Here is a 23278-nt window from a genome sequence, read left to right as displayed (position 1 = left end):
GCGTCTGCCGCTCCTGAGTCTGTTTTGTGTTTTTTCTGGGAATCAAAATCGAGGCAGGGAGGGCCGGCCGGCGCGGGATCGGGACGCGCGGAGCCCCCGCGTTCGAACGAGGCGGCAGGGGAGGAGTCTGATCGTGCTGTGCGATGAGCTGCTTACGAGTGGATCTTTTGCGCGCCCGTCAGCCGTAGGGGTTCGGAAAATCGGCGCGGTACTCGGCCGGTTTTTTCCCGAACCGCTTCCGGAAATCCCGTTCGAAGCGGGCGCGGTCTGCGTATCCGGTGCGCTCGGCGATATCGGTCGGCGGGAGCATCGTGTTCCGCATCAGATTCGCCGCAACCGTCAGCCGAATGCTCTTCAGATACTCTTTGCACGGCATTCCAGCGGCCGTGCGGAACCTCGCGGAAAAAGCGAACCGTCCCGTCTCTCCGCGGAGAGAGCTGCATTTCAGGCGCGAATCGGAATAGGAAAGGAGCATTTGCCGCACCGCCTGTTCCGCGAGCTCATCGCCGGTGGGCAGGGCCAGCTTCAGGTCGGTATCGCCTTCGAAGGCGTACAGGTTTTGCAGAAGCATCAAAAGTTCAAGAAAATACGATCTGCCCCGGCAGGGCCAGAATTCGTTCGGCTGGAGGCTGAACTGGTCGCGGAGTCCCCGGTACATGTCGGTTACCCGCTCCTCGAGCGCGGGGTTCACCGCGATATGGAAGGGATTGCTGATTTCGCCCTGTTTGAACGGTTTTATCAGCAGCCGTTCGGCAAGGAGCGCGTCGTCCTGTCCGCTTCCTTCTCCGGCAGCTTGCGGAAAGCTGTTGAACAGTCCGTAATTAATCACCTTGGGAATGAAGAAAATGCTGAATCCCTTCGCGCCGGCAATTTCGAGCTTTTTCATCGGATTGGCGTAGCTCAGGCAGGCGAGCTGTGGAGGCAGCAACGCCGTTTTTTCATCCCCGTCGGAGAGAATGACGCTTCCTTCGGTAATCAGGATGATCTGGTATACATCCTGCCCGTACGCGTCCTCCAGCAACTCGGGCCGGTCCGAGGTCCGGATGCCGAAGACGGCTCCCTTATAGAACTCCCTGCCGATTGTGGTGACGCTTTCCAGCGCGCGCTGATCGAGTGCATCGTTCATAGGACTATTCTACAAGCAAAATCCGGAAATTGTACACGGGATTGTTAAAAATCGACAACAAACCGTTCCGTACTCTTACGGGGCCGAACATGATGTACTATACTATTTGCAATAGAGGACAAATTGAAACTTGATATCGGTACTCTGGTGTTTGTTACGTCGCTTTTGTGGCTTTGCCAGACCGCCGCCCTCATCGTCCAATATCGCATCGGCAAGGCGTATCGGGGCATGGGGTGGTGGCTGATCGCGGTAATCGTCCAGTCTGTTGGTTTTTGGACCATGCTGGCGGTGATGTTCCCCCCTATTTACGTGCTTGCCATGTTCGGAAATCCCCTCATGTATCTCGGCCAGATTTTTCTCATTGTCGGCATTCTAAAATTCCTGGACCGCCCGGTTCCTGTGCGAATGCTCTCTGCAATATATGCCTCGTTCGTGATCAGTTACTATTGGTTTTTGTTCGTCGATGCTAATCTTTCCGCCCGAACGGCGGTGTTCAACGCGTTTATCGGATTTTTGGCTCTCGCAACCGCGGCGTATCTGTTTCGCCGCAAAAAACCTCAGTTCGCCAGCGCGGCCAATTTTACGGCCCTCGTCTTTTTCATTTTCGGCCTGATCGAGTTCATAATCCTTCTATCAAATAGTCTTCCGTCGCGCTATTCAGAATACTCCCAGGTCAAGGAAGATCCGATCGCGCTTCTTAATTTTATCGCGCCGATCATCAGCAGCGTGCTGTGGACCTACGGATTGATACTGCTGGTTAATCAGCGGTTGAACGGCGATGTCCAGTTGGAGAAGGAAAAACTGCGCCTTATTTTCAACATCGGTCCCCAGGCCGAGCTGATCACCCGCATGTCCGATTCCCTCCTGGTCGACGCCAATAACGAGCTCGTCAACCTGACCGGGTATGACAGGAATGAAGCGCTGGGGCAAAAGATAATCGATCTTGATCTATGGACTACGCCGGAAGACCGCGCTTCGTATATGGAAGAACTCGGCCGGGAAGGCCAGGTCGACCAGCGGGAGTTCGCCTTCAGGCGGCGGGACGGCGCCTCCTTCGTCGGTCTTACCTCCGGCCGCCTCATCGTAATAGACGACGAACCCCACGTGGTCACCTCGGTGCTGGACATCACCGTCCGCAAGGAAATCGAACAGAAGATGCAGGCTCTGCTTGCGGAAAAAAACGCTCAGTACGAAACCCTGAGCCTGATCCAGGATCAGCTGCTCAAGGTGAACGGAGAGCTCGAGCGCCTGTCGGCCCAGGACAAGCTCACCGGATTCTTCAATCGGCACAAGCTGACCGAAATGCTTGAACACGAGATTTTCCGCTGGTCGCGATACGGAAATCCTTCCACCCTGGTCATGGTCGATATCGACCACTTCAAGCGGATCAACGACCGGTTCGGTCATTTAACCGGCGACAAGGTGCTGGTTCAGCTCGCCGCTTTGCTCCAGGCAAAGGTCCGCAAGAGCGACTTCTGCTTCCGCTGGGGCGGCGAGGAATTTCTGCTTCTATTAACCGAAACCGGTTACGAGGACGCCCTGCTTACGGCAGAAAAACTCAGACTTTTCGTGGAAACCAGTTCCGATTTCCCGGTCGAATCCCTGACCATCAGCCTCGGCGTCGTAACCTGGAGCGAAGGCTGGACCCAGGAAGAATGGATACATCAGGCGGACATGGCCCTGTACCAAGCCAAAGAACAGGGCCGCAACCGCGTCGTCGGAACGGCTTCCCATGAATGACGGACGTACGCCTTCGGCAGTCGTTCAGTTTCCCGCGCTTTCGTATCGAGAAAGGCCGATGTAGAAAATCTTTTTCGCGACGAAGGCAAGCCAGAGCGCGACAAGGGGTGAAAGCCAGGCGATCGCTCCCCAGGGCGCCTTGTCGAACAGATACACCGCGGGGAAGTAGCTGATAAAAGCGTATGGGACGATGAAGATGATAACGCTTTCTATAGCCCGGCCGAACATGGACGCGGGATACTTGGCGAAATCCGCCAACTGAAAGACCATCAGGGGTATTGCGTTGCTCATCGCCTTTATCCAGAACGCGCTGCAGTTTGCCGCAAAGGAAATCGCCGTGCGTATCGCGCATGCGCTGAGAATGAACACCGGCACGAACAGCGCTTTCGCCGCGCTCCAGGCGATCAGGGTGTTGGACAGGGATAGAACGAACAGCACCGCTCCCATGACCATATTACCGATTCCGTGAATGCCCATGGTAAAGGTGAGTATCTGCAGTATCGGCGATACCGGCCTCAGCAGGATTCGGTCCATGTCCCCCATGTTTATGAGAAAGGCCATCTGCCAGGCGCCTTCGAAAGCGAAGGAGACAAGACCCTCGGAAAAAAAGATGAGGGAGAGCATGAAAACGATCTCCCATTTGCTCCATCCCTGAATCGAGGGTATGCGGGTAAAGAGCACCGAAAGAAACAGGAATCCGATTCCTTGAAGGGCCGCTCCTGAAAAGAACAGGATGAGCGAATCCGCTTTATATTCGAGCTTGATCTTCGTGTTTTGCGCGAGGAAGCGGAAAAACAAAAAAAGCGCGCGCCGCGTTCGGGTCAGCATGTCCATTGCTCAGCCTCCTTGTATCGTGACTTTTCGCATCGCCCTGCTCCAGACGAACCTGCCGAGCAGCCAGAGCGCGGCTATCCAGATGCAGGCGACGGCAAAATCGCGGGCAAGGGCTTCGCCGTGCAGACGCCCGGTAAATACGTTCGCCGGGATGGAAACGATCGCCTTGAAGGGAAGCCAGTCGGTCACCGTCTGCAAGGTCGGCGGAAAGAGGGCGAGGGGAATGAGCGCTCCGGAGAAGAAGTCGGTGAGCCCTCTCCTGAGCCAGCTTATTCCCATAAGGCTCGTCGTCCAAAAGCTTGCGAGGCCGAATACGTATACCATGAGGAATTTGGTCGCCATCGATAACAGAACCGATACGATGAACAGAAGCCATGCAAGCGCGTTGCCGGGGACGACCGTCGCGCCGGTTGCAAGGGCGAATCCAAGGCAGGCGACGGCGATCAATACGCCTTCGCTGATGGAATACCCCAGCGTTATCGCGAGGCTTGCCTTCTGATAGTCTGCCGGGCGCAGGAGCTCTACGGCGATGTTCCCCGTGCGTATCTGCCGGGATATCCTGAACTCGCTGGACATCGAAACGAGCGAACTCAGGAACAGCGAAACGATGAGATAGCTTTTCATTTCCTGCCACTGATAGCCTTCAAGATCGGGATTCCCCGCGTATACGGCCGACCATACGAAAAAGATGACCGTGTAGGTCACCACCATCGAAAACATGTTGACGATGTAGGTAACCCGGTACGCAAGAGTTTCCTGCATGGCAAGGGCGGTGTGCCGCCAGTATTTTTTCAGGGCCGTTTTCATGCCCGTCCCCTGTTCTCGGAAATATCGAGCTTTCCTTCGTACACGTTTTTAATGAAGCGCTCGATATCCGGCTCGTCGATGCGGAAGTCGACCACCTCCCCGGTGCTATTCGCCAGGTTGATGATATCCTTTGCGGAAAGCGCGAAGCGGTCGAATTCGATGGACGCTTCGCAGGGTCCCGAGGCGATTACCTCGAGGTCCGGGTGCTTGCCGATTTTTTTCGCGAAGTCCCGGCCGTCGGAGGCGAGGCGGAGATGCATGGTGCGGCAGCGTACGCACTGGTCCAGAAGAGCCTGGAGCTTGCCGTCGTAAATTATGGTTCCACGGTCTATGACCACGAGGCGGTCGCACACGTCGCGGATGTCGTCCAGGTCGTGCGAGGTGAGAAGTATGGTGGTTCCGCGCTCACGGTTGATCTGCTTCAAGAATTCGCGGATGCGCTCCCGCACGGCGACGTCGAGTCCGATAGTCGGCTCGTCCAGAAAAACGACCGCCGGATCGTGCAGGAAGGCGAGGGCGAGGTCTGCTCTCATGCGCTGGCCGAGCGAGAGTTTTCTGGCGGAAGAGCCCATGAAGGGGCCGAGGCCGAGCATGTCGGAAAGCCATGCGAGATTTTCTTTGTAGCGGTTCGGGGGTATGGCGTAAATGTCTCTCAGCAGGGTAAAGGATTCGGACACGGGGATGTCCCACCATAATTGGGTTCGCTGGCCGAAAACGACGCCCATGCGTTTCGTGTTCTCGAGCCGGTCGCGGTAGGGATCCATGCCGTTTATCCGTATCTGTCCGCCCGAGGGCTTGAGGATGCCGGTAAGCATTTTGATGGTGGTCGATTTACCCGCGCCGTTGGGTCCGACGTAGGCGACGGTTTCTCCCGGTTCGATGGAGAGGCGTACCTCGCTTACAGCCTTAATCTCCGTAAATACCGGTTTGATAAAGTGTTTCAGGGCTCCGGCCAGTCCCGCTTCCTTAACCGCGTTTTGATACGTTTTAGATAGAGCTGTTGCTTCGATTATTGCCATAATGGAAAGAGTATATCGGGAGGCTCCCGTTTATTAAAGAAGAATAAAAAAAAAGCGCACGCCGCTGCGAGCCGATCTGATCCCGCGTTCCTGTGCCGCGCCCGAAACTGGTTCAAACAGGGCTGTCGTGTTACAATCTTTCATACCATGAACCAGGAATCGATTTTCGCCCTGCTTTTCTGCTTCTCCGTTTTCGCGGCCGCCGCGCTCGCCCTGTTGCTCCGCCGCGAGCGCGCGAACTCGCGCAAGGCCCTCGACGAGGCGTGGCGAAGGCAGGCCACTCAGGCGGGAGACGCGGAAAAACGGAACAGGCTGACGCTGCGCATCAGCTCCGTCGTCGGCTCCAATCTGGAACAGGAAAGCATTCTGCCCCGGATTCTGGATCTTCTTTCCCTCTATTTTACGGACGCGGAATTGCGGCTCCTCGCGTACCGCGGAAACAACTCGTTCGCGATCACCCTGCCGCAGAGCTCCCGCGAGGAAGCAATAGAGCACCCCGGTTTCGCGGAAGTGTTCTCCCGTACGGGTTTCATCGCCCTGGACGAAGAATCCGCCGCTCTTCTCCGCTTTCAAAGCGGGACGCGTCTCTTTCATTACAATCTTCCCATCGTTCAGGGAGACACATACTCGGGAAGCCTGCTCCTTTCCATTCCGGCTGAATTATCCGCGCCCGATCAGCGCTTTCTCGCGGACCTAGTCCCGTCTCTCGCCGCCGCGCTGCGCAATCAAACCCTGACCGACCGGTTCGGCCGCGCCGTGGATTCGCGCGTCCGCGACCATCTCATGTCGCTTTCTGGGCGCGCTCAGGGAGAGCTTCGAGAGGCCGGAATTCTCTTCGTCGATCTGGTCGGCTTCACTGCCCAGGCGGAGCGCCTGTCTCCGGTGGAGATCGTGCAGTTTTTGAACGCTTTTTTCACCCGCTGCCAGTCCATCGTTTCCGCGCGCGGCGGCGTCATCAACAAATTTCTCGGCGACGGCTTTATGGCCATCTTCAACGCGCCATCTCCCGTTCCCGATTTTCCCCGCCGGGTTCTGGAGGCGGGAAACGGCATCATCGCCGCCATTCCGGATTTTGAGATTCTCGCACGTCAATGCGGGATCGAGGGCTTCGCGGTCGCGCTCGGCGCGGAGATCGGCGGCGTTCTCGCCGGAACCATCGGCTCGAGCGAGCGCCTCGAATATACCCTCATGGGCGACGTCGTCAACGTCGCCTCCCGGCTTGAAGGCCTCACCCGCTTTTTCGGCGTCCGCTTTCTCTCTGGCGAAGCCCTTGCCTCTGCCGTCCCCGACTGGAGCTTCCGGGGCCTCGGCCGGATCAGGCCCAAGGGAAAGTCCCGGGCGCTCGGCATCTACGAGGTTCTCGGCCCCTCCGGATCGGTAGACCCCCTCCTCCTGGCTTCCGCCTCCCTCTTTGAAAAAGGACTTGCCGCCTACCAGGGCCGCGCCTTCGAAGCCTCCCTGGAACTCTGGTCCGACCTCCCTCCGTCCGCGCAGGACAAGGCGCTCTCCTGGTACCGCTCGCAGGCGGCCGCATATATTAAAAATCCTCCTCCTCCCGAGTGGGACGGAACGGAAACTTTCCATACAAAATAAGGGGCGCTTTTTTCTTGTACAGCCTCCGCGAACGGTATACTATGATGGTTCAAAAGGAATGATTATGTCAGATACAGAAAAAAACAAACGGAAAAAAATCAACCTGTCCCTCGTTTTCGGAACCTGGACTCCGCCTCCCTACATCAGGTTTCTTTCAAACGGCGTTTCCCGCGCATTCGGCGCCGCCGGAAAATTTCTGGTCCGAAACCGGAAGGCAGGCTTCGGCATCGCAGCCGCGCTCGCCTTTCTCGCGGCCGGCTTTTTCGCTTTTTCCCTGTGGCAGTCGAGACAGCCGAAACTGATGGAAATTTCGTGCGAGGTCGACGGTCCCGATACCCGAACCGACTGGGACGATCCGGTGCCCGCGGCGTATTTCTCTTTTTCCGGCTCCGCCGTGCCCGCGGGTGAAGAGGGGAACACGGTCGAAGACGGCATAACGCTTACTCCCGATCTCCCGGGAGTCTGGACCTGGGTAAGCGACAGCATGCTGTCCTTCCGTCCAGACCAGGATTGGCCTGTCGGTCAGACATTCAAAGTCGAGTTCGCCAAGAATTATTTTCCCGATCACTTTAAAATAACCCGGACAGTCGAGTTCTCGACCGAAGAATTCAGAATCTCCGTCCGCGACTGCGAATTCCATATCGATCCTGAAAACGCCGAGGTGAAGCGGGTGCTGGCCACCGTCAGCGCGAACTGGCCGCTCGATCCTGAAACAGTCGAAAAAAACATCGTCATCAAGCCGGACATGAAGGCCGACTCGGGTACGCTCGCGAACCGCGAATACCGCGCGAGCGTTTCCTACGACAAGGACCGGCTGAACGCGTATATCGTTTCCGAACCGGTCGGCATGCCCGTCGACTCCGTCACGATGACGGTCTCCGCGAAGAAAGGCATCGCTTCGTCCTTCGGAGGAAATAAAACCGCGGAGGACTCTCAGGCCAGTACGACCATACCCGGCATGGTCGGCTTCATGGAAATATATTCCATAGAAACCGCTTTGGTGAAAACTCCGGAGGAACGCTACCGGAGAGTGATCGTTTTGTCGGGAAACGGCGCGGTTTCCGCGAAGGAAATCGCGAAGCGGACCCGCGCATGGATTCTGCCCGTCGACCGTCCCGATCTTCCCGGCATCAAGGGCGAAAAGAATTCTTCCTGGGGCATGATCGATCTCGTCACCCAATCAGTGCTCGATGTTTCGGAACCTCTCGAACTCGTGCCGCAGCCGAATGCGCTGGAAAACAACGAGGTCAACAGCTTCTCGTTCGAAGCTCCGGCAGGACGCCATGTGTTCGTCCGCGTGGACGACGGCCTCGAATTCTACGGTTCGTATCGGCAAAAAGGAGAGCGTAAATCGCTTTTCCGGGTCGAAGAATTCCCCCGCGAAATTCGCATCCTGTCGGAAGGCTCTATCGTGCCGATGACTGGAAGCAAGCGGCTTGCGCTGTATTCGCGCGGCGTCGGCGGCGTTAAATTCAACATCGGCCGCGTCAGGCCGGACGACATCAACCATCTCATTTCGCAGTCGAACGGAGACTTCAACAATTTCAGTTTCGACAACTATAATTTCAACGAATACAATATTACCGAACAGTACGCGGAAAAAACAACCGTTGCTCCCGCCGAGGCCGGCGCCCCGTCGTGGTTCTCCTTCGACTTTTCGCGCTACCTTTCCTCGATACCTTCGAAGAATCTCCGCTACGGCCTCTTCGTGTTCTCCGCCGAAGGAGACACGGAGAGAACCCGCCGTTTCAAGGACCGCAGGCTCATCCTGGTCAGCGATCTGGGCTTCTATGTTAAAAAGAACTACGACGGATCGAATACCGTATTCGTGCAGTCGATCGGCTCGGGCGAAGCGGTTTCGGGAGCGGAAGTCTCCGTCGTAGGACTCAACGGGAACGCCCTCCTTACGGCGAACACCGGCGCTTCAGGCCGCGTCGAGTTCGCGGACGTATCCGGCTTTCAGCGCGAAAAGCAGCCGGTCGCCTGGGTTGTGCGCAAGGGAGAAGACCTTTCGTTCATGCCCTATGCCGCCGGCGGGCGCAGCCTCGATCTGTCGAATTTCGACACCGGCGGCGTCATGGGAGCGACCGACCCGAAGAAAATAAACGCCTTTCTTTTTTCGGACCGGAGCATCTACCGGCCCGGCGACTCCATGCATATCGGCATGATCCTCAAATCGGGAGACTGGAGCGTCAATCTTGAGCGCACTCCGCTCGTGTGCGCCGTCGTCAATCCGAACGGCGCCGAGGTGTTCACGAAAAATCTTTCGGCCTCGGCCTCGGGCTTTCAGGAAATCGAATGGAAGACGGAAGACTGGGCTCCGACCGGCGAATACACCGTGTCCCTCTATCATCTTGTCGACGAATCGAAACGCAAGCTCGCGTTTCTCGGCTCTGAAACCGTAAAGGTAGAAGAATTTCTCCCGGACACCCTGAACATTCGGGCGAGCCTTGCTCCGTCCGCCGCCGCCGGCTGGATCAAGCCGGGAGCGATCGAAGGCAGGGTGACGCTGAGAAATCTCTTCGGCAACGCCGCCGCCGGCAACGATGTTCAGGCGAGCGTCAGCTTGCGGCCCGGCGCTCAGTCGTTCCCGGCATGGAAAGAGTACCGCTTCTCCGATCCCTGGGACGACGGAAAAGTCTACACCGAATCGCTCGGCTTAATCGAAACCGACGCTGACGGAACCTGTTCGTTCCCGATAGATCTCGCGAAATTCGAAAAGGCAACCTACCGCATGACCTTTTTCGCGGAAGGTTTTGAAAAGGAGTCCGGCCGTTCTGTGAGAACCGAAGAATCCGTCTGGATTTCTCCCCTCGAATATCTCGTCGGCTGGAAGGCCGACGGAGATCTCGGCTATATCAACGCGGAAAGCGAACGGACGCTCTCCCTCATCGCCGTCGGTCCGGACGCGAAGGCGCTGGCTGTCAAGGGCTTGACCGCGAACATCGCGGAAATAAAATATATTTCCATGCTCGTCAAGCAGCCCAACGGCGAGTATAAATACCAATCGGTAAAGAAGAGCGAACCGGTTGAGTCCTTCCCGGTAGAAATCGCCGCCGACGGCCTTTCATGGGCTATCCCCACGTCCAGACAGGGAGATTTCGAGCTTACCCTCTCCGGAGTCGACGGCCTCGAATACGCGAAAATCGCCTGGTCGGTAATCGGCGGCAAGAATATCCAGCGCAGCCTCGACAGGACCGCCGAACTGGACGTTAAACTCGACCGCGCGGATTACCGCAACGGCGACTACGTGCGACTGTTCATCAAAGCTCCGTACGCGGGATCCGGCCTCATCACGATCGAGCGCGACCGGGTGTATACCCACGCCTGGTTCTCTTCGAAGGGAAACTCGACCGTTCAGAGCATTCTCGTTCCCGAGGGGATAGAGGGCAATGCCTATGTGACCGTTACCTGGGCCCGTTCGATTTCCTCGGATGAAATTTTCATGAGTCCGCTCTGTTACGCGAGCGTTCCGTTCTCCGTGAGCCGTGACAAGCGCACGAACCGCATTACGCTCGGACTGCCCGAGACCATGCGCCCCGGCGAGGACCTGAAAATCGACTATTCGACTTCTTCGACAGGAAAAATCGCGATCATGGCTGTCGACGAAGGCATCCTGCAGGTCGGCCGCCACAAGACACCCGATCCCCTTTCCTTCTTCTTCCGCAAGCGGGCCCTCGAAGTGGGCACTCAGCAGATCATGGATCTCGTGCTTCCCGAGTTCAACATCCTGCGCACCATCGGCGCGGTCGGGGGAGACGCCATGGCGGAAGAACTCGGCAGAAACCTCAATCCCTTCAAGCGCAGAAAGAACGTTCCCGTCGCCTACTGGTCGGGGATCGTCGATTCAGGGCCCGAGACACGCTCTCTCGTCTATCGCGTTCCCGACTGGTTCAACGGCACCGTGCGCGTCATGGCGGTGGCCGTCTCCGGCGACACCATCGGTTCAGCTGAGCAGAAACTCACCGTGAAGGCTCCCTTCGTCGTCGTGCCGAACATGCCGGTCATGGCGGCTCCGGGCGACGAGTTCGGCGTATCCGTTACCGTTACGAATACGGTCGACGGTTCGGGAAGCGGAGCGAAGGTTCGGCTTACGGCCCACCCTGAATCCGGACTCGCCGTCGCAGGAGAAACGTCCTTCGACCTCGCGATTCCCGAAGGCGGGGACGAGACCGTTTCGTTCCGCGTCAAAGCCCTCGACGTCTGCGGAAACGCGGAAATCGTCTTTACCGCCTCCGGCGCCGGAGAAACTTCGAGCGCCGCGGCCTCTCTCAGCGTACGGCCTGCGGTGCCCTACCGGACCAGCGTGATTACCGGAGTAGTCCGCGGCGGCACAGAGCGGGTCAAGCTCGAACGCAGAGTGCGCGACGAATTCGCCGTACGGGACGCCAGCGTTTCGTATCTGCCGACGGGTCTCGCGAAAGGACTGTGGTTCTATCTGGAAAACTATCCGTACATGTGTTCGGAGCAGATCGCGAGCGCGACCTGGCCCTTCCTGTATCCGAACCTCGTGAAAGAGCTCGGCCTTAATCCGGAAGAGGCGCGGTCGAAGATCGACGCGGCCGTCTCCGTTCTGCAGTCCCGCCTCCGCGAGGACGGCACCATCGGCGTGTGGACGTCGGAATCTGCGACGGAGCTGTATCTCAACAACTACTGCACGCTCTTCCTCATCGATGCGCGGGACCACGGCTACTACGTCAGCGACACGCTGTACAACGCCGCGCTCAGGGGCGTAGCTCAGGTCGCGAATTCGAGCGATACCGGCTGGTATGCCCTTGCGAACCGTTCGTTCGCCTGTTATCTGCTCGCGCGGAGCGGCACCATCGCGACCCCGTATATTGAAAAACTGCGCAAGGACATGAAGGCCGACAAGGACGCTGCCGAAGGATACGCCGGTCTCTTCCTCGCCGGAACCTCCGCGATTCTCCGGCAGGATCTCGAAGCGGGCCGTCTGTTGTCCGCAGTCAAAAAAGAACTCCGCAACCCGGAAGATTCGCTGTATGCCGATTCCCTGTGCTACCGGTCCGTTTATCTTGATATCACGGCTCGCCACTTCCCCGCGCGTCTGAAAGACATCGGTCCTGAACTTCTGGAGGCGATCGCGGCGGATCTTTCGCATAAACAAGCCTCTTCGCTTTCCGCCAACCACGCCCTCATGGCGATCGAAAGCTATCTCGATCGGATGCCTTCGGCCGAAAGCGGCTCGGTAACCGTCGATTGGCTCGACGCCGACAAGGCGCGATCCTCTCTGGAGCTTGCCGGGGACATTCTGCGCAGCGCCGCCTATCCGCCGAACGCAGCCGAGCTGGAAATCGAGAACCGAGGAAAGCAGCCGCTCTTTTATCAGGCGACGACCGCCGGCTTCGACGAAACCCTGCCTTCTTCCGAGGTGAAAGAAGGCCTCGAAATTCTCCGCGAGTTCGTCGACGCGAAGGGAGCAAAGCTGACTTCGATTAAAACCGGCGACGAAGTGCGCGTAAAGATCAGCCTGCGCACGACGAACGGAAAAACCGTCCGGGACGTGGCGATTGTTGATCTATTGCCCGCCGGCTTCGAGCCCGACATCGCCTCCGTCAGGCAACCGTCGCTCGCTTCGACCTGGAAACCCGACTATACCGATATTCGCGAGGATCGGGTTGTCTTCTACGGCACCGTCGAGGGCGGCCTCAAAACCCTCGTCTATTCTGTTCGCGCGGTTAATCCTGGAAAGTTCGCCGTTCCTCCGCTGTTCGCCGAAGCAATGTACGACCGGTCTGTGACGGCGTACAAGAGCCAGCCGCCGATTGAAATCGGTGCGCGCTGATTCCCATAGCAAGGGGATTCGCAAACGCGATCCCGCGCGACGCGACCCCGCGCGACGCGACCCCGCGCGGCGCGGCTTTCCGTTTGCGCCGCGTCGAGCGGCTCGCGTCGCGGTTTTCGCCGCGGCGTTCTGCGCGCTCATTGCAACCGCATTCGTCGCGCGCGAACGCATCTCCGGCGATATTCTGAAAAACACCGCGTTCTCGCGCGCGTACGCTGACCGGGACGGCGCTCTGCTGCGCGTGTTTCCTTCGGCGGACGGCCAATATCGCATACGGACGCGGGTCGCGGATTTTCCGCCGGCATTCGTGGACGCGATTCTCCTGCAGGAGGATCGCTTTTTTTACGCGCATCCGGGCGTGAATCCCGTATCCCTTGTTCGCGCCGCCCGCGAAACCTGGCTACGCAAAAGCAGGCGCATGGGAGCGTCGACCATCACGATGCAGGTCGTCCGTCTCGCGTACGGCATCAAAACGGATACGGTTTCCGGGAAACTCAGGCAGATCGCATCGGCCCTTGCCATGGATCTCTGCTACAGCAAAAAAAGCATACTCGAGGCCTATCTCAATCTCGCGCCGGTCGGCGGAAACATCGAGGGCTTTCAGACAGGCTCCTGGTTCTACTTCGGAAAACCAGCGTCTGCCCTGGACCTCTCGGAACTTCTCATCCTTGCGGTGCTCCCGCAGGATCCGGTCGACCGCAGGCCGCGCAGCGGGTTCGTTCCGGAAGAAACCCTCGCCGCCCGGAACGCTCTTTTCGACTCCTGGATTCGCGATCATCCTGAAGACGCCGATTCCCGGTTCGCACTCGATTTGCCCGTCCGCGCGGTCTGCGCCTTTCCGTTTTCCGCTCCGCACTTCGCGGAACGAGCGTATCGGGAACAGCGCTCCGCGGAAGCCGGCTCTTTTCCGGGAAAGCGGGGAGCGCCTTCGACTTCCGGCCTGGTTCGAACCACCCTCGATTCAGGCATGCAGAAGACTGCTGAACGCGAGCTTGAACGCTGGATCGAGCGCAATAGAGCGATCGGAGTTTCGAACGGAGCGGTGCTTGTAGCGGATCGTTCGTCGATGGAAATAAGGGCGTCGGCCGGTTCGGCCCGATGGTCCGACGACGCGATTTCAGGACAGGTCGACGGAACGCTTTCCAAGCGTTCTCCCGGTTCGACCCTGAAGCCCTTTGTGTACGCCCTGGCTCTCGACCGCGGACTCGTTCATCCGGCGACAATGCTCAAAGACACGCCGACGGGTTTTAACGAATATACTCCGGATAATTTCCGCGGCGATTTCGCCGGACCGGTGAGCGCTCAAAAGGCTCTGACCGACAGCAGGAATATTCCGGCTATCTCTCTTGCCCGTGATTTGCTTGAAGGAAAAGGCGGTCCGCGCGACGACGACCTCTACGGATTGCTCGAACGCGCCGGCGTTTCCGGATTGAAGGGGAGGGACTACTACGGCCTGTCTCTCGTCCTCGGCAGCGCCGAGCTTACGATGAACGAACTGGCCGGTCTGTACGGAGCGCTCGCGAACGGCGGCAGATTCAGAACCCCGTCAATATTTCCGGCTCGCAGCGCTTCGGACGGACAACCTCTTTTTACCGGAGAAGCGGCCTTCATCACGTTGAGGATGCTCGAGAGCAACGAACTTCCCGTCGCCTCGAGGTCGCTCACCGCCGCTGACGTTCCGGTAGCGTACAAGACCGGCACATCGATTGGATTCAAGGACGCCTGGAGCGTCGCGGTCGCCGGTCCCTTCGTTATCGCGGTATGGATCGGCAATTTCGACGGGCAGGGGAATTCAGCCTTTTTGGGCCGCAGCATGGCGGCGCCTCTATTGTTCAACATCGCAGACGCCCTGCTCGCCGCCCTGCCTCCGGAAGAAAGGTTGTTCGCCGAGCCCTATCCTGAAAATGTTTCGCGAGTCGAGGTATGCCCCGTATCGGGCGCTCTTCCGGGTCCCGATTGCCCGAAAACTGTTTCTTCCTGGTACATCCCCGGCGTTTCGCCCATTGCCGCATGCAGGATTCACCGGGCGATCAATATCGATACGCGGACCGGCTACAGAACCGACGCCGGGGAAGGCGGGCCGGTTGTCCGCGAAGTCCGCGAATTCTGGCCGAGCGACCTTCTGTCCCTCTTCGCCGAAGCCGGCCTCCCGCGGCTTTCTCCTCCTCCCTACGAACCCGGCTCTTCCGGATCAGACTCGCGAGGCGCGGGCTTCCCCCCCGATATTATTTCTCCGCTGGCTAATACCGCCTACGTGATCCGTTCGGGAGGCGAATCTCGAAGAACGCTCGTCCTCCATGCGGCCTGCGACGCAGACTCTTCGGAACTGTTCTGGTTCGCCGATTCCGTCTTCGTCGGCCGCGCGGAGCCGGGCCGAAAACTGTTCTGGCTTCCGGCCGCCGGAACGCATCTGGTTACCGCGGTCGACTCGAACGGACGTTCGTCGAGCGTAAGAATAACTGTCAGCGCGGGAGAATGAAAACGAAGGCTTCAGGAACCCTTGATCTTCAGCGCTCCCGGATCGAAAAAAAAAGGAGATGAATATGTCCCATGATGCAGCGCAAATCCGCCGCCCGGAAACGGTTCATGGCTCTCTCTTCAGGACGCTCTGTTCCGTTTGTCTCGCGTTGTCTTTTAGTCTTTTCTATTCCTGCGCCCGGAAACCTGCACTTACCGGTTTGTCCGTGACGGAGAACGCCACCAGATTCGAGATCGAGGTAAACGGCAGGAGAAGAGGGGGCGCGATGCATGTGCCTCCTCTCTATGACGGAACGAGGCCGTATTCGCTCGTGTTCGTTTTGCACGGAGCTTCGGGTACCGGGGCCTCGATGCGGAAGACTGCATCGTTCGACGCTATGGCCGAGGATCTCGAATTCATCATGGTGTATCCTGACGGGAAGAACAGGCGATGGGAATCGCCGGACGATACCGCGTTCTTCGACTCTATGATCTCCGAATTTCAGAAAAAGTATTCCATCGATTCCGCACGGATATATGCCGCGGGTCATTCCGCAGGAGCAATCAAAGCGTACCAGCTTGCCGCCTGTCTTCCCGGAAAATTCGCGGCGATCGCTCCGGTCGCCGGCTGCGTTTTCTCCGACGCTCCGCGCGATGACCTCGAGCCGGTATCCGTTTTGCATATCCATTCGCGGAACGACGAGGACGTGCCCTTCGACGGGGTCGGGGAGTGGAACATGCTTTCCGCTCAAGATTCCGTCGAGTTCTGGAAGCGCGTAAACGGCGTGTCGGACGGTCCAGTCATATTTTATGACGCGCACGGCATCGAGGGGACTGTCTGGAAGGGAGAGCGCTGCGATACGGCGAGTCTTTTTTATCCCGCCGCCGGGCACCAGTGGCCCCGTCTTGCGAGCGACATGATCGCGGATTTTTTCTACAACCATCCCCCGCGTCCAAGCCGTATCCGCATGCGGTCCGAATCGCTTCCGGTCGCTTTCGGCTTCGGAAGCGCTGTCGAGCTGGAGTGCGAACTTGAAAACGCCGAGTCGGTGGAAAAGGTTTCGTATTTTTCCAACGGGAGCCTCGTCGGCTCGGTTGAATCAAAACCGTGGGCTTTTCAGTGGACGCCCGCGGTGCGCGGAGTCCACCGGCTCAGCGCAAAGGCGTATCTGAACGACGGTTCGGCCGCGAGTTCGACCCTCAATCCCTTCGTGCTGATAACAGCTCCCGCGTCAGGCGGCGCCGCGGCGGGCGGGAATGCCTCGATGATTCCCGCCGCGGGAGCTGTTTCGACAAAGGCCGAGGAAGAACAATACGAAGCGCGGTATGCGGTCGACGGAGATTTTTTCACGAGGTGGAGCAGCGGCTGGACTGACGACCAGAGCCTTACGGTCGACCTCGGCTCCGTTCATACGGTGTCGGGAGCCACACTCGTATGGGAAACGGCGTATGCGAAGCGCTATGCGATAGAGGTATCCGCCGACGGGGAATCCTGGTCGCTGGCCTTCGAGAAAAACGGCGGCGAAGGCGGAATCGAGAGCGTCGAGTTCTCTCCCGTGCCGGCTCGGTACCTCCGCATACGGGGCATGGCAAGAAGTTCGGAGTGGGGCTATTCGCTCTGGGAATTGTTCGTTCACGGCGAATGAAACGCTGTACTGCATCGGCTTCGACTTTTCAAAGATAGGGTAGCGCGCGACCGTGTGCGCGCGGAGGGGAAGACGCGTAGGCTCAGGTTTCGCACTTCAGCGGGTCGAGGTTCTTCCCCTTTTTTATTAACGCTTTCTTTTTGCGATTTTCTCAGTATATTACGCTCTGAGGAGTAAGCTATGGATAACAAGGGCGATCGGCGAAGAAAGACTTTTTCGCTTTCCGATGAGGAGATTCGCGCGCGGCTGACTGCCGAGCAATACCGCGTGACGCGGGAGCAGGGCACCGAGCCGCCTTTTAGCAACGCATATTGGAATAATCAGGAGAAGGGTTTTTATCTCGACGTGTTGAGCGGAGAGCTGCTGTTTACGTCCGACGATAAATTCGAGTCGTCGTGCGGGTGGCCGAGTTTTTCGCAGCCGGCGTTCAAGGACGCGCTGAGCGAAAAGCCGGATTATTCGCATGGAATGGTCAGGACCGAGGTGGTGTCGAGTTCGTCGCGCTCGCATTTGGGCCATGTCTTCGACGACGGGCCGGTTCCGCTGGGCTTGAGGTATTGCATTAATTCGGCGGCGCTCCGGTTCGTGCCGGAGGCTGAAGGGACTGCGATCGTGGCGGGGGATGCTTCTGGGGCCTGGAGGAATATTTCAGGCGGGTTCCGGGAGTGCTGGATACTGCTGTCGGCTATACGGGCGGGCGATCGGATGATCCTGATTACCGGTCTGTTTGTTCGGGGGAGACGGGGCATGCGGAGGCGGTGAGAATCCGCTTCGATCCTGAGGCGCTGAGTTATCGGGATGTGCTGAGGCACTTTTTCAGGATCCATGACCCGACGACGCTGAACCGCCAGGGGAACGACCGCGGGACGCAGTACCGGTCGGCGGTGTTCTTTTTGGACGGCGAGCAGGAGGGGATAGCGCGGGAGTTGATAGCGGGGTATGAAACTGCCGGGCGGTTCCGCGGCGAGGTGACAACCGAAGTTGCTCCCGCCGGGGAGTTTTATCCGGCGGAAGAATATCATCAGCGGTATCTTGAGAAGAATCCGATGGGGTATTGCCATGTCGATCCTTCGAGGGCGGGCGTTCCGTTGGGGGAGGGCGAGTAAAGCTTGCTTTCTATACCGAACGGTAGGTATAGAGGGATAGATGTCAAGCTTGCTTTCTATACCTACCGGTAGGTATAGAAGGAAATATATGTCAAGCTGGCTTTCTATACCTACCGGTAGGTATACTGTACCCCAAGAGTTATTGTTCTCCCCGGCAACGGATATCCCTCCACCAGAACATATTCCGCCCCTCCGAGATTCCTCCCCGTCACGGAGAACTCGACCCCGTTTCCCGCCTTCACCGTAATTCCCGAATCAACCGTGAACACTCCCGGCAGCTCCGTCAGATTATCGATGGCGGTGAAGCGGCTCCCCAGCCAGTTTCCGCGTACCGAACCCGACCAGCGCGCGAACTGCGCTCTGACTTCTCCGCCGCCCCGGTGCCTGCTCTGGTACGGCATGCGTTTGCCGTCGGAAAAGCTTCTGCCGTCGGTGAGCACCCGCGAATCGAGGTACGAATAGTCGCCGGCAAACCTGAACCGTTTTGACGCCTTCCATTCAGCCCGCGCGTCGAGCCCCCAGTACACCGCATCGCCTGCGTTCATCGGCTTCCATTTTGTCCCCTCCGGGCTCCATATTACCGCGTCGGAAAGCCGCGAAACGTGCGCGCTCGCTTCCGCCTCGAAACCAGAATTCCCCGCATACTCGACTACCGCGTCCGCACCCGCTCCGTGTTCCGGCTTGAGATCCGGATTGCCTTCGGCCCAGACATCGGAAGACCAGTATAGATCATTGAAGGAGGGACTTTTGTAGACTCGAAACGCGTTCCCTTTCAGCGTGAAGCCGCTGTCGCCGAACCAGGCCAGTCCTATTTTCGGTATGGGCACAATGTCGCCTGCGCTGTACGCGAGCCTGAGCGACGGATGCGCAAGGAAGGCCTTCTCCGGCTTCCATTCGCCTCCCGTCCAGACGGCTCCGTCTATCGCGCTGATTCCTGATCCCAGATTCGTCGAGTCCAGAACGTTGCCCGCGAGCTCGGCTCCGAAGTGAATGGTTGTCGTTTCCCGGGCGTACCATGCCAGCCGCGCTATGAAAGACGCGGTGTTTAGGTCGTGCCGGGATTTTCCCGACCCGTCTTCCCAGTCCATGCGCGTCCACGCATGAGAGGCGGTCGCTTCGGTGTCCGCTGCGGCGAACGGAAAGCCGATGAGCGAGGCGGAAACCGATTCCCGGCTCTGCGCGTCTCCCTGAATGCCTGAATCGGCGTTGTTCATTTTCCCCGCGCTGTGTTTGTCCGCGAAGTACAGGCTTCCGTTCGCGGTTATCCGCGCGGCTCCTGTCGCTCTGAAATCTGCCCGTCCCTGGAATCCCGCGTCGAGAACCTCGCTCCCCTCAAGGCGGAGCGTCCTTCCCAGCGAGTCCGCGTAGCGGTAATGGTTTCCCGCCTTGTTCGCGAAGGCGTCCGCCGACCACTCGAGTCTTCCGCTTTTTCCGTTTACCGCGACATTGATATTCTGAGTGTCGGCGTAGTCTTCCGTTTCTCCGGCCGGCAGCTGGGCCGTGTTCGACGCTCCCGCTCTGAATCCGATCGAGCCGTCCGGAGCGGCCGGGTCGTTGCCGGTTCCCGTAATAATGTTCACTGTTCCGCCGATCGCCCCGCTCGCGGTAAAGCGCGAGTCGGTTCCGCCCCGGGAAACCTCGATTTTTCTGACGGCGGCGGGATTTATAGAAGAGAGATCGAAGGATCCGTTCTGGGCCGAGTTTACCGGGATTCCGTTTACGAGCACCGCGACCCGCCCCGACCCGAATCCCCTCAGGTTCGGCGTGCTTACCATGCCGTAGCCGCCGTTCCTCGTGATCGCAATACATAAGCCTTTTTCCAAAAGCTCTCCCAGGTCTGCCGCCTTGATTTCGCGTATCTCTTGTTCGTTCAAGACCCGGGCGTCTTCGGTAACCTGAGCCTTTCTCACGACCGTCAGGCCGTCGCCGTATATAAGCGGAAAATCTTCTTCGTTGAAAATCTCGCTTCCGGAAGTGTAATCGCCGGCCGGCAGAGCTTCGCTAAGCTCGGCGAAGCCGGGCGCGGCGATTAAAAAACCAATACAGAGCCCCGCCCGCGCGAGGCGGGGCATTCGGACTTTAATCATTCGCACGGACGTAGGCGCCGGTCATTCCGAAGTATTCGTTCTCCACGGTGTATTCGGCCTCAGCTTCCGCTGTCGTGTCGAGTCCGTCGCAGTTGCTGCCGTATTTATACGGCGTCGCCATTTGCACCGAACCGGCAACAGAATCAAGATTCTTCCAATACACGCAAATGAATGTGCCGACCTCAAGCGTGTAGGACGGATACGAAACCCCGTCCCATACGTAGGTAAGCTCTTCGTTTACATCCGTTATTTTCACCGTCAGATAGCCGCTTGTTTTTTCGGTATCGATAAAACGGAGGTTTTCGATATCGGCTGTATACGCGACCGGCGCGCCGGCGGAATAATCGTGATAGGTCAACGTCGAGTCCGTCAACACGTATTTGTCTGATGAACTCGAGGCGTTCCAGGTTCCGACGAGCGCGGGGAAATCTTCAAGCGCTCCGGGAATGGTTATCGGATCGTCCGTGTTCGCGTCGAACGAGCAGGAAGCGAAGCTGAGCGCGGCGACGAAGGCCGCTGCCAGAACAAGGGGGAGGGAAGAGATCTTTTTCATGGTGTCTCCATTCAGTTCCGTATGCCCGCGGATCTGAAATTGCTGGTCGGTCACCAAAGTCTCCTGGCTCATGGGTGTCTGCGGGAGGGTTTCTCCCGGCGTCCTTTTCCGTGCAGCCTTCCCATCCTGTCGCGTCCCGCAAGCCGACGGCTTCGAGTCGCAACGGCGATAGTGGCTTTCCTCGACGGAATCGTCCCCATTCACAGTTACGGGTTTAGCGGGGGATTTTCACCCCCTTCCTTTGAAATGAACCACCGCAAACCTATCCGCTTTCTCCGCCCTCGTCAAGGGAAGGCCTCGTCGTGTTTTTAACAAAATCAGCGATTTGTGAAGTATACTTGAAGCCGGGGAGGCTTTTACCGTATGACGACGATTTTCGATTACCTGCGCTGGCGGGGGGATTTGAGCTTTTCACAATCTCCCCTCAATCCCGTAGACGCCCTCATTTTCAGCGTCCTTGCCTATCTCCCCTTCGACGGCCTCGTCGATTCCGGCTCCAAGCGCGCCGACGCCGACCTGTCGGAGATCGCCCGCGAATTTCAGCGGCGGGAGGTGCCGAAGGATAAAATCCGCAGCGTAATGGATCTTGAGCTTTTGCGCGTATGCGGCCTCTCCCGGCGCTTCGGCCAAACGGTTCCCTTCGCCTATGTAAACCGTACAGACCTCGCGGAGGAAAAACAGTTTTCCGCCATCAGCTTCCGCTTCGGAAAAAAAAGCGTTTTCGCCGCCTTCCGGGGAACCGATCTTTCCCTGGTCGGCTGGAAGGAAGACTTCAACATGAGCTTCATGTGCCCGGTACCCGCCCAGACGGAAGCCCTGTCGTACCTTGAGCGGGTCGCCTCCTCTTACCGCGGTCCCCTTTACGTCGGCGGGCACTCCAAGGGCGGAAACCTCGCCGTGTATTCTTCAGCCTTCGCGCATCCCCGCATCCAGAAGCGGATACACAGCGTCTACAACAACGACGGCCCCGGCTTCGACGCGTCGGTTCTCTCAAGCCCGGGATTTAAACGATTAGAAAACCGGCTTTTTGCCTTCGTTCCCGAGTCTTCGATCATCGGCATGCTTTTGGAGCATCAGGAAGAATATACGATCGTCTCGAGCAGCGTCTCCGGCATCCTCCAGCACGATCCGTACTCATGGTCGGTGGAAGGGCCGGACTTCGTCCGCGTGGATACGGTGGACGATTCGAGCCGTTTCATAGACCGCACCATACGCGACTGGCTTGCGGCCGTCGATCCGGAAAAACGCGAGCTGTTCATCGATTCCCTCTGGGAGATCGTCACAGTCACCAAGGCCCACACCTTGCGGGATTTCGCCTCCGATTGGCTCAAGCACACGCGCACCATGATCAGAACCTTCAAGAACGTCGATCCGGAAACCCGCTCGATGCTCGTGGACACCGCGGGCCTTCTCTTTAAAACCGCGACCAGGAATCTGGTCGCTAAAGAACCTGAACGGAAAAAAAGGAGTTGAGCATGGAACCTCTCATCGACGAAAAAATCCAGATCGGCATTTCCGCCTGCCAGTTCGGCGCTCCGGTGCGCTATAACGGCAAGGGCCTCGACTCGACCCGTTTCATCGGGAGGGAGCGGGGCGACTTCGTGTGGCATCCCGTGTGCCCGGAGGCGATGAGCGGCCTCGGAGTTCCCCGCAGCCCCGTGAGCCTTCGCGGCGGCAACGGCGACGATTTCTGGAAGGGAACTGCTTCCCTTAAAACCCGCGGCGGCCGCGACGTCGGCTCCGAAATGAAGGCCGGCTGCGCCGCCTGCCTCGACACCCTCGTCCGCGGCGGCGTGAAAGTGTTCGTCTTCATGGAAGGAAGCCCCAGCTGCGGAGTCTACCGCACCTCGCTGAAAAACAAGCGCCTCGGCCACCCGCCGGGAATCTTCGGCTCCCTCCTCCTCTCGCGCGGCTTTTTCCTCATTCCCGCCCAGGATATGCAAAGCCCCCTCCGCTGGTGGGACTGGCGAAGGCGGATGTTCGCCTGGGTGTGGCTCGAATCCAGGGATTTCTCCGATCAAAAGACCGGCCCCTCCGTTGTCGTGGAAAGCTGGCACGTGCTCAAATTCCTCTGCCAGGAACTCTCGCGTTCGAAGGCAGACGGCATCGGGCGAAGGATCGCCGCCGTCAATACGCTCGACGCCGCCGCAAGGGAGTCTCTTAAAACTGAAGTCCTTGATCTCCTTCGCACTCCCTCCGAGCCCCGGAAGATCAAGCAATCCCTGTGGAAAAACTACGTATTCCTGCGCAAACGCTTCGCTCTGGAAAACCAGTCCGTCCTGATGCCCACCGACGAGCGGGGCGTGCTCGCCGTAGCGCGGGAATGCCTGTCTCTTGAAATTCTCGCGTCCCGGGAAGGCGTGCTGTTCGGCTCTTCTCCCGTCAGGTACCGCAGGCGGGACGAAGCCGCTTCCTCGGGGGCGGACGAGGCTGACCCGGAGGCGACCGAGTTCTCCGGCGACGTCCCGGAGAGCGTGGAGGACTGAAGAGCGAGACGGAAGGCCGTC

13 protein-coding genes, 1 pseudogene and 1 riboswitch are annotated in these 23278 nt (G+C 58.5%); of the genes and pseudogenes, 8 read left to right on the top strand and 6 right to left on the bottom strand.

Annotated elements, in window-relative coordinates:
- Positions 1–178: 178 nt before the first annotated feature.
- Positions 179–1126: a helix-turn-helix transcriptional regulator gene (locus tag K7J14_RS09830; protein WP_230755729.1), complete on the bottom strand. Its 948-nt coding sequence runs from the start codon at positions 1124–1126 to the stop codon at positions 179–181.
- 123 nt (positions 1127–1249) lie between these two features.
- Here K7J14_RS09830 and K7J14_RS09825 point away from each other — a divergent pair, with 123 nt between their 5' ends.
- Positions 1250–2866, top strand: coding sequence for a diguanylate cyclase (locus K7J14_RS09825; RefSeq protein WP_230755728.1), 1617 nt, complete (start codon positions 1250–1252; stop codon positions 2864–2866).
- Between the two features lie 24 nt (positions 2867–2890).
- Here K7J14_RS09825 and K7J14_RS09820 read toward each other — a convergent pair whose 3' ends face one another.
- From K7J14_RS09820 to K7J14_RS09810, 3 genes are read right to left on the bottom strand one after another with little or no spacing between them, the layout of a single operon-like run.
- Entirely contained in the window at positions 2891–3700 is an 810-nt protein-coding gene (locus K7J14_RS09820; protein ID WP_230755727.1) for an ABC transporter permease, read from the bottom strand.
- Between the two features lie 3 nt (positions 3701–3703).
- Positions 3704–4507: an ABC transporter permease gene (locus K7J14_RS09815; protein ID WP_230755726.1), complete on the bottom strand. Its 804-nt coding sequence runs from the start codon at positions 4505–4507 to the stop codon at positions 3704–3706.
- On the bottom strand, positions 4504–5526 hold the full coding sequence (locus K7J14_RS09810; protein ID WP_230755725.1) for an ABC transporter ATP-binding protein: 1023 nt from the start codon (positions 5524–5526) through the stop codon (positions 4504–4506). Before K7J14_RS09810 ends, K7J14_RS09815 begins: the two co-directional genes overlap by 4 nt.
- A gap of 147 nt (positions 5527–5673) precedes the next feature.
- On the opposite strand from K7J14_RS09810, the gene K7J14_RS09805 reads away from it, so the two are divergent.
- The 5 genes and pseudogenes from K7J14_RS09805 (at position 5674) to K7J14_RS09785 (ending at position 18131) form a co-directional block, all read left to right on the top strand.
- Positions 5674–7119: an adenylate/guanylate cyclase domain-containing protein gene (locus tag K7J14_RS09805; RefSeq protein WP_230755724.1), complete on the top strand. Its 1446-nt coding sequence runs from the start codon at positions 5674–5676 to the stop codon at positions 7117–7119.
- Positions 7120–7183: 64 nt separating this feature from the next.
- Positions 7184–12922, top strand: a complete 5739-nt coding sequence (locus tag K7J14_RS09800) for an alpha-2-macroglobulin (protein ID WP_230755723.1) — start codon at positions 7184–7186, stop codon at positions 12920–12922.
- Positions 12912–15401, top strand: coding sequence for a penicillin-binding protein 1C (gene pbpC / locus K7J14_RS09795; protein WP_230758846.1), 2490 nt, complete (start codon positions 12912–12914; stop codon positions 15399–15401). The genes K7J14_RS09800 and pbpC overlap by 11 nt, the downstream gene beginning before the upstream one ends.
- A gap of 64 nt (positions 15402–15465) precedes the next feature.
- The gene (locus K7J14_RS09790) at positions 15466–17025 is read left to right on the top strand and encodes a discoidin domain-containing protein (protein WP_230755721.1); all 1560 of its coding nucleotides are present in this window, start codon (positions 15466–15468) and stop codon (positions 17023–17025) included.
- A 234-nt stretch (positions 17026–17259) separates the two neighbouring features.
- A pseudogene (locus tag K7J14_RS09785) lies at positions 17260–18131 on the top strand (bifunctional methionine sulfoxide reductase B/A protein).
- 110 nt (positions 18132–18241) lie between these two features.
- Here K7J14_RS09785 and K7J14_RS09780 read toward each other — a convergent pair.
- Both K7J14_RS09780 and K7J14_RS09775 read right to left on the bottom strand, forming a co-directional pair.
- Positions 18242–20218 carry a TonB-dependent receptor plug domain-containing protein gene (locus tag K7J14_RS09780; RefSeq protein WP_230755718.1) on the bottom strand — a complete coding sequence of 659 codons (1977 nt, stop codon included), beginning with the start codon at positions 20216–20218 and terminating at the stop codon, positions 18242–18244.
- Entirely contained in the window at positions 20211–20825 is a 615-nt protein-coding gene (locus tag K7J14_RS09775; protein ID WP_230755716.1) for a hypothetical protein, read from the bottom strand. The genes K7J14_RS09780 and K7J14_RS09775 overlap by 8 nt, the downstream gene beginning before the upstream one ends.
- 2 nt (positions 20826–20827) lie before the next feature.
- Positions 20828–21013, bottom strand: a riboswitch (cobalamin riboswitch).
- Between the two features lie 121 nt (positions 21014–21134).
- Here K7J14_RS09775 and K7J14_RS09770 point away from each other — a divergent pair.
- Both K7J14_RS09770 and K7J14_RS09765 read left to right on the top strand, forming a co-directional pair.
- Positions 21135–22244, top strand: a complete 1110-nt coding sequence (locus K7J14_RS09770) for a DUF2974 domain-containing protein (RefSeq protein ID WP_230755714.1) — start codon at positions 21135–21137, stop codon at positions 22242–22244.
- 2 nt (positions 22245–22246) lie between these two features.
- The gene (locus tag K7J14_RS09765; protein ID WP_230755712.1) at positions 22247–23257 is read left to right on the top strand and encodes a DUF523 domain-containing protein; all 1011 of its coding nucleotides are present in this window, start codon (positions 22247–22249) and stop codon (positions 23255–23257) included.
- Positions 23258–23278: the final 21 nt, after the last annotated feature.

This window comes from Teretinema zuelzerae (assembly GCF_021021555.1).
Classification (GTDB): domain Bacteria; phylum Spirochaetota; class Spirochaetia; order Treponematales; family Treponemataceae; genus Teretinema; species Teretinema zuelzerae.
This window is presented reverse-complemented; position numbering and strand designations above follow the sequence as displayed.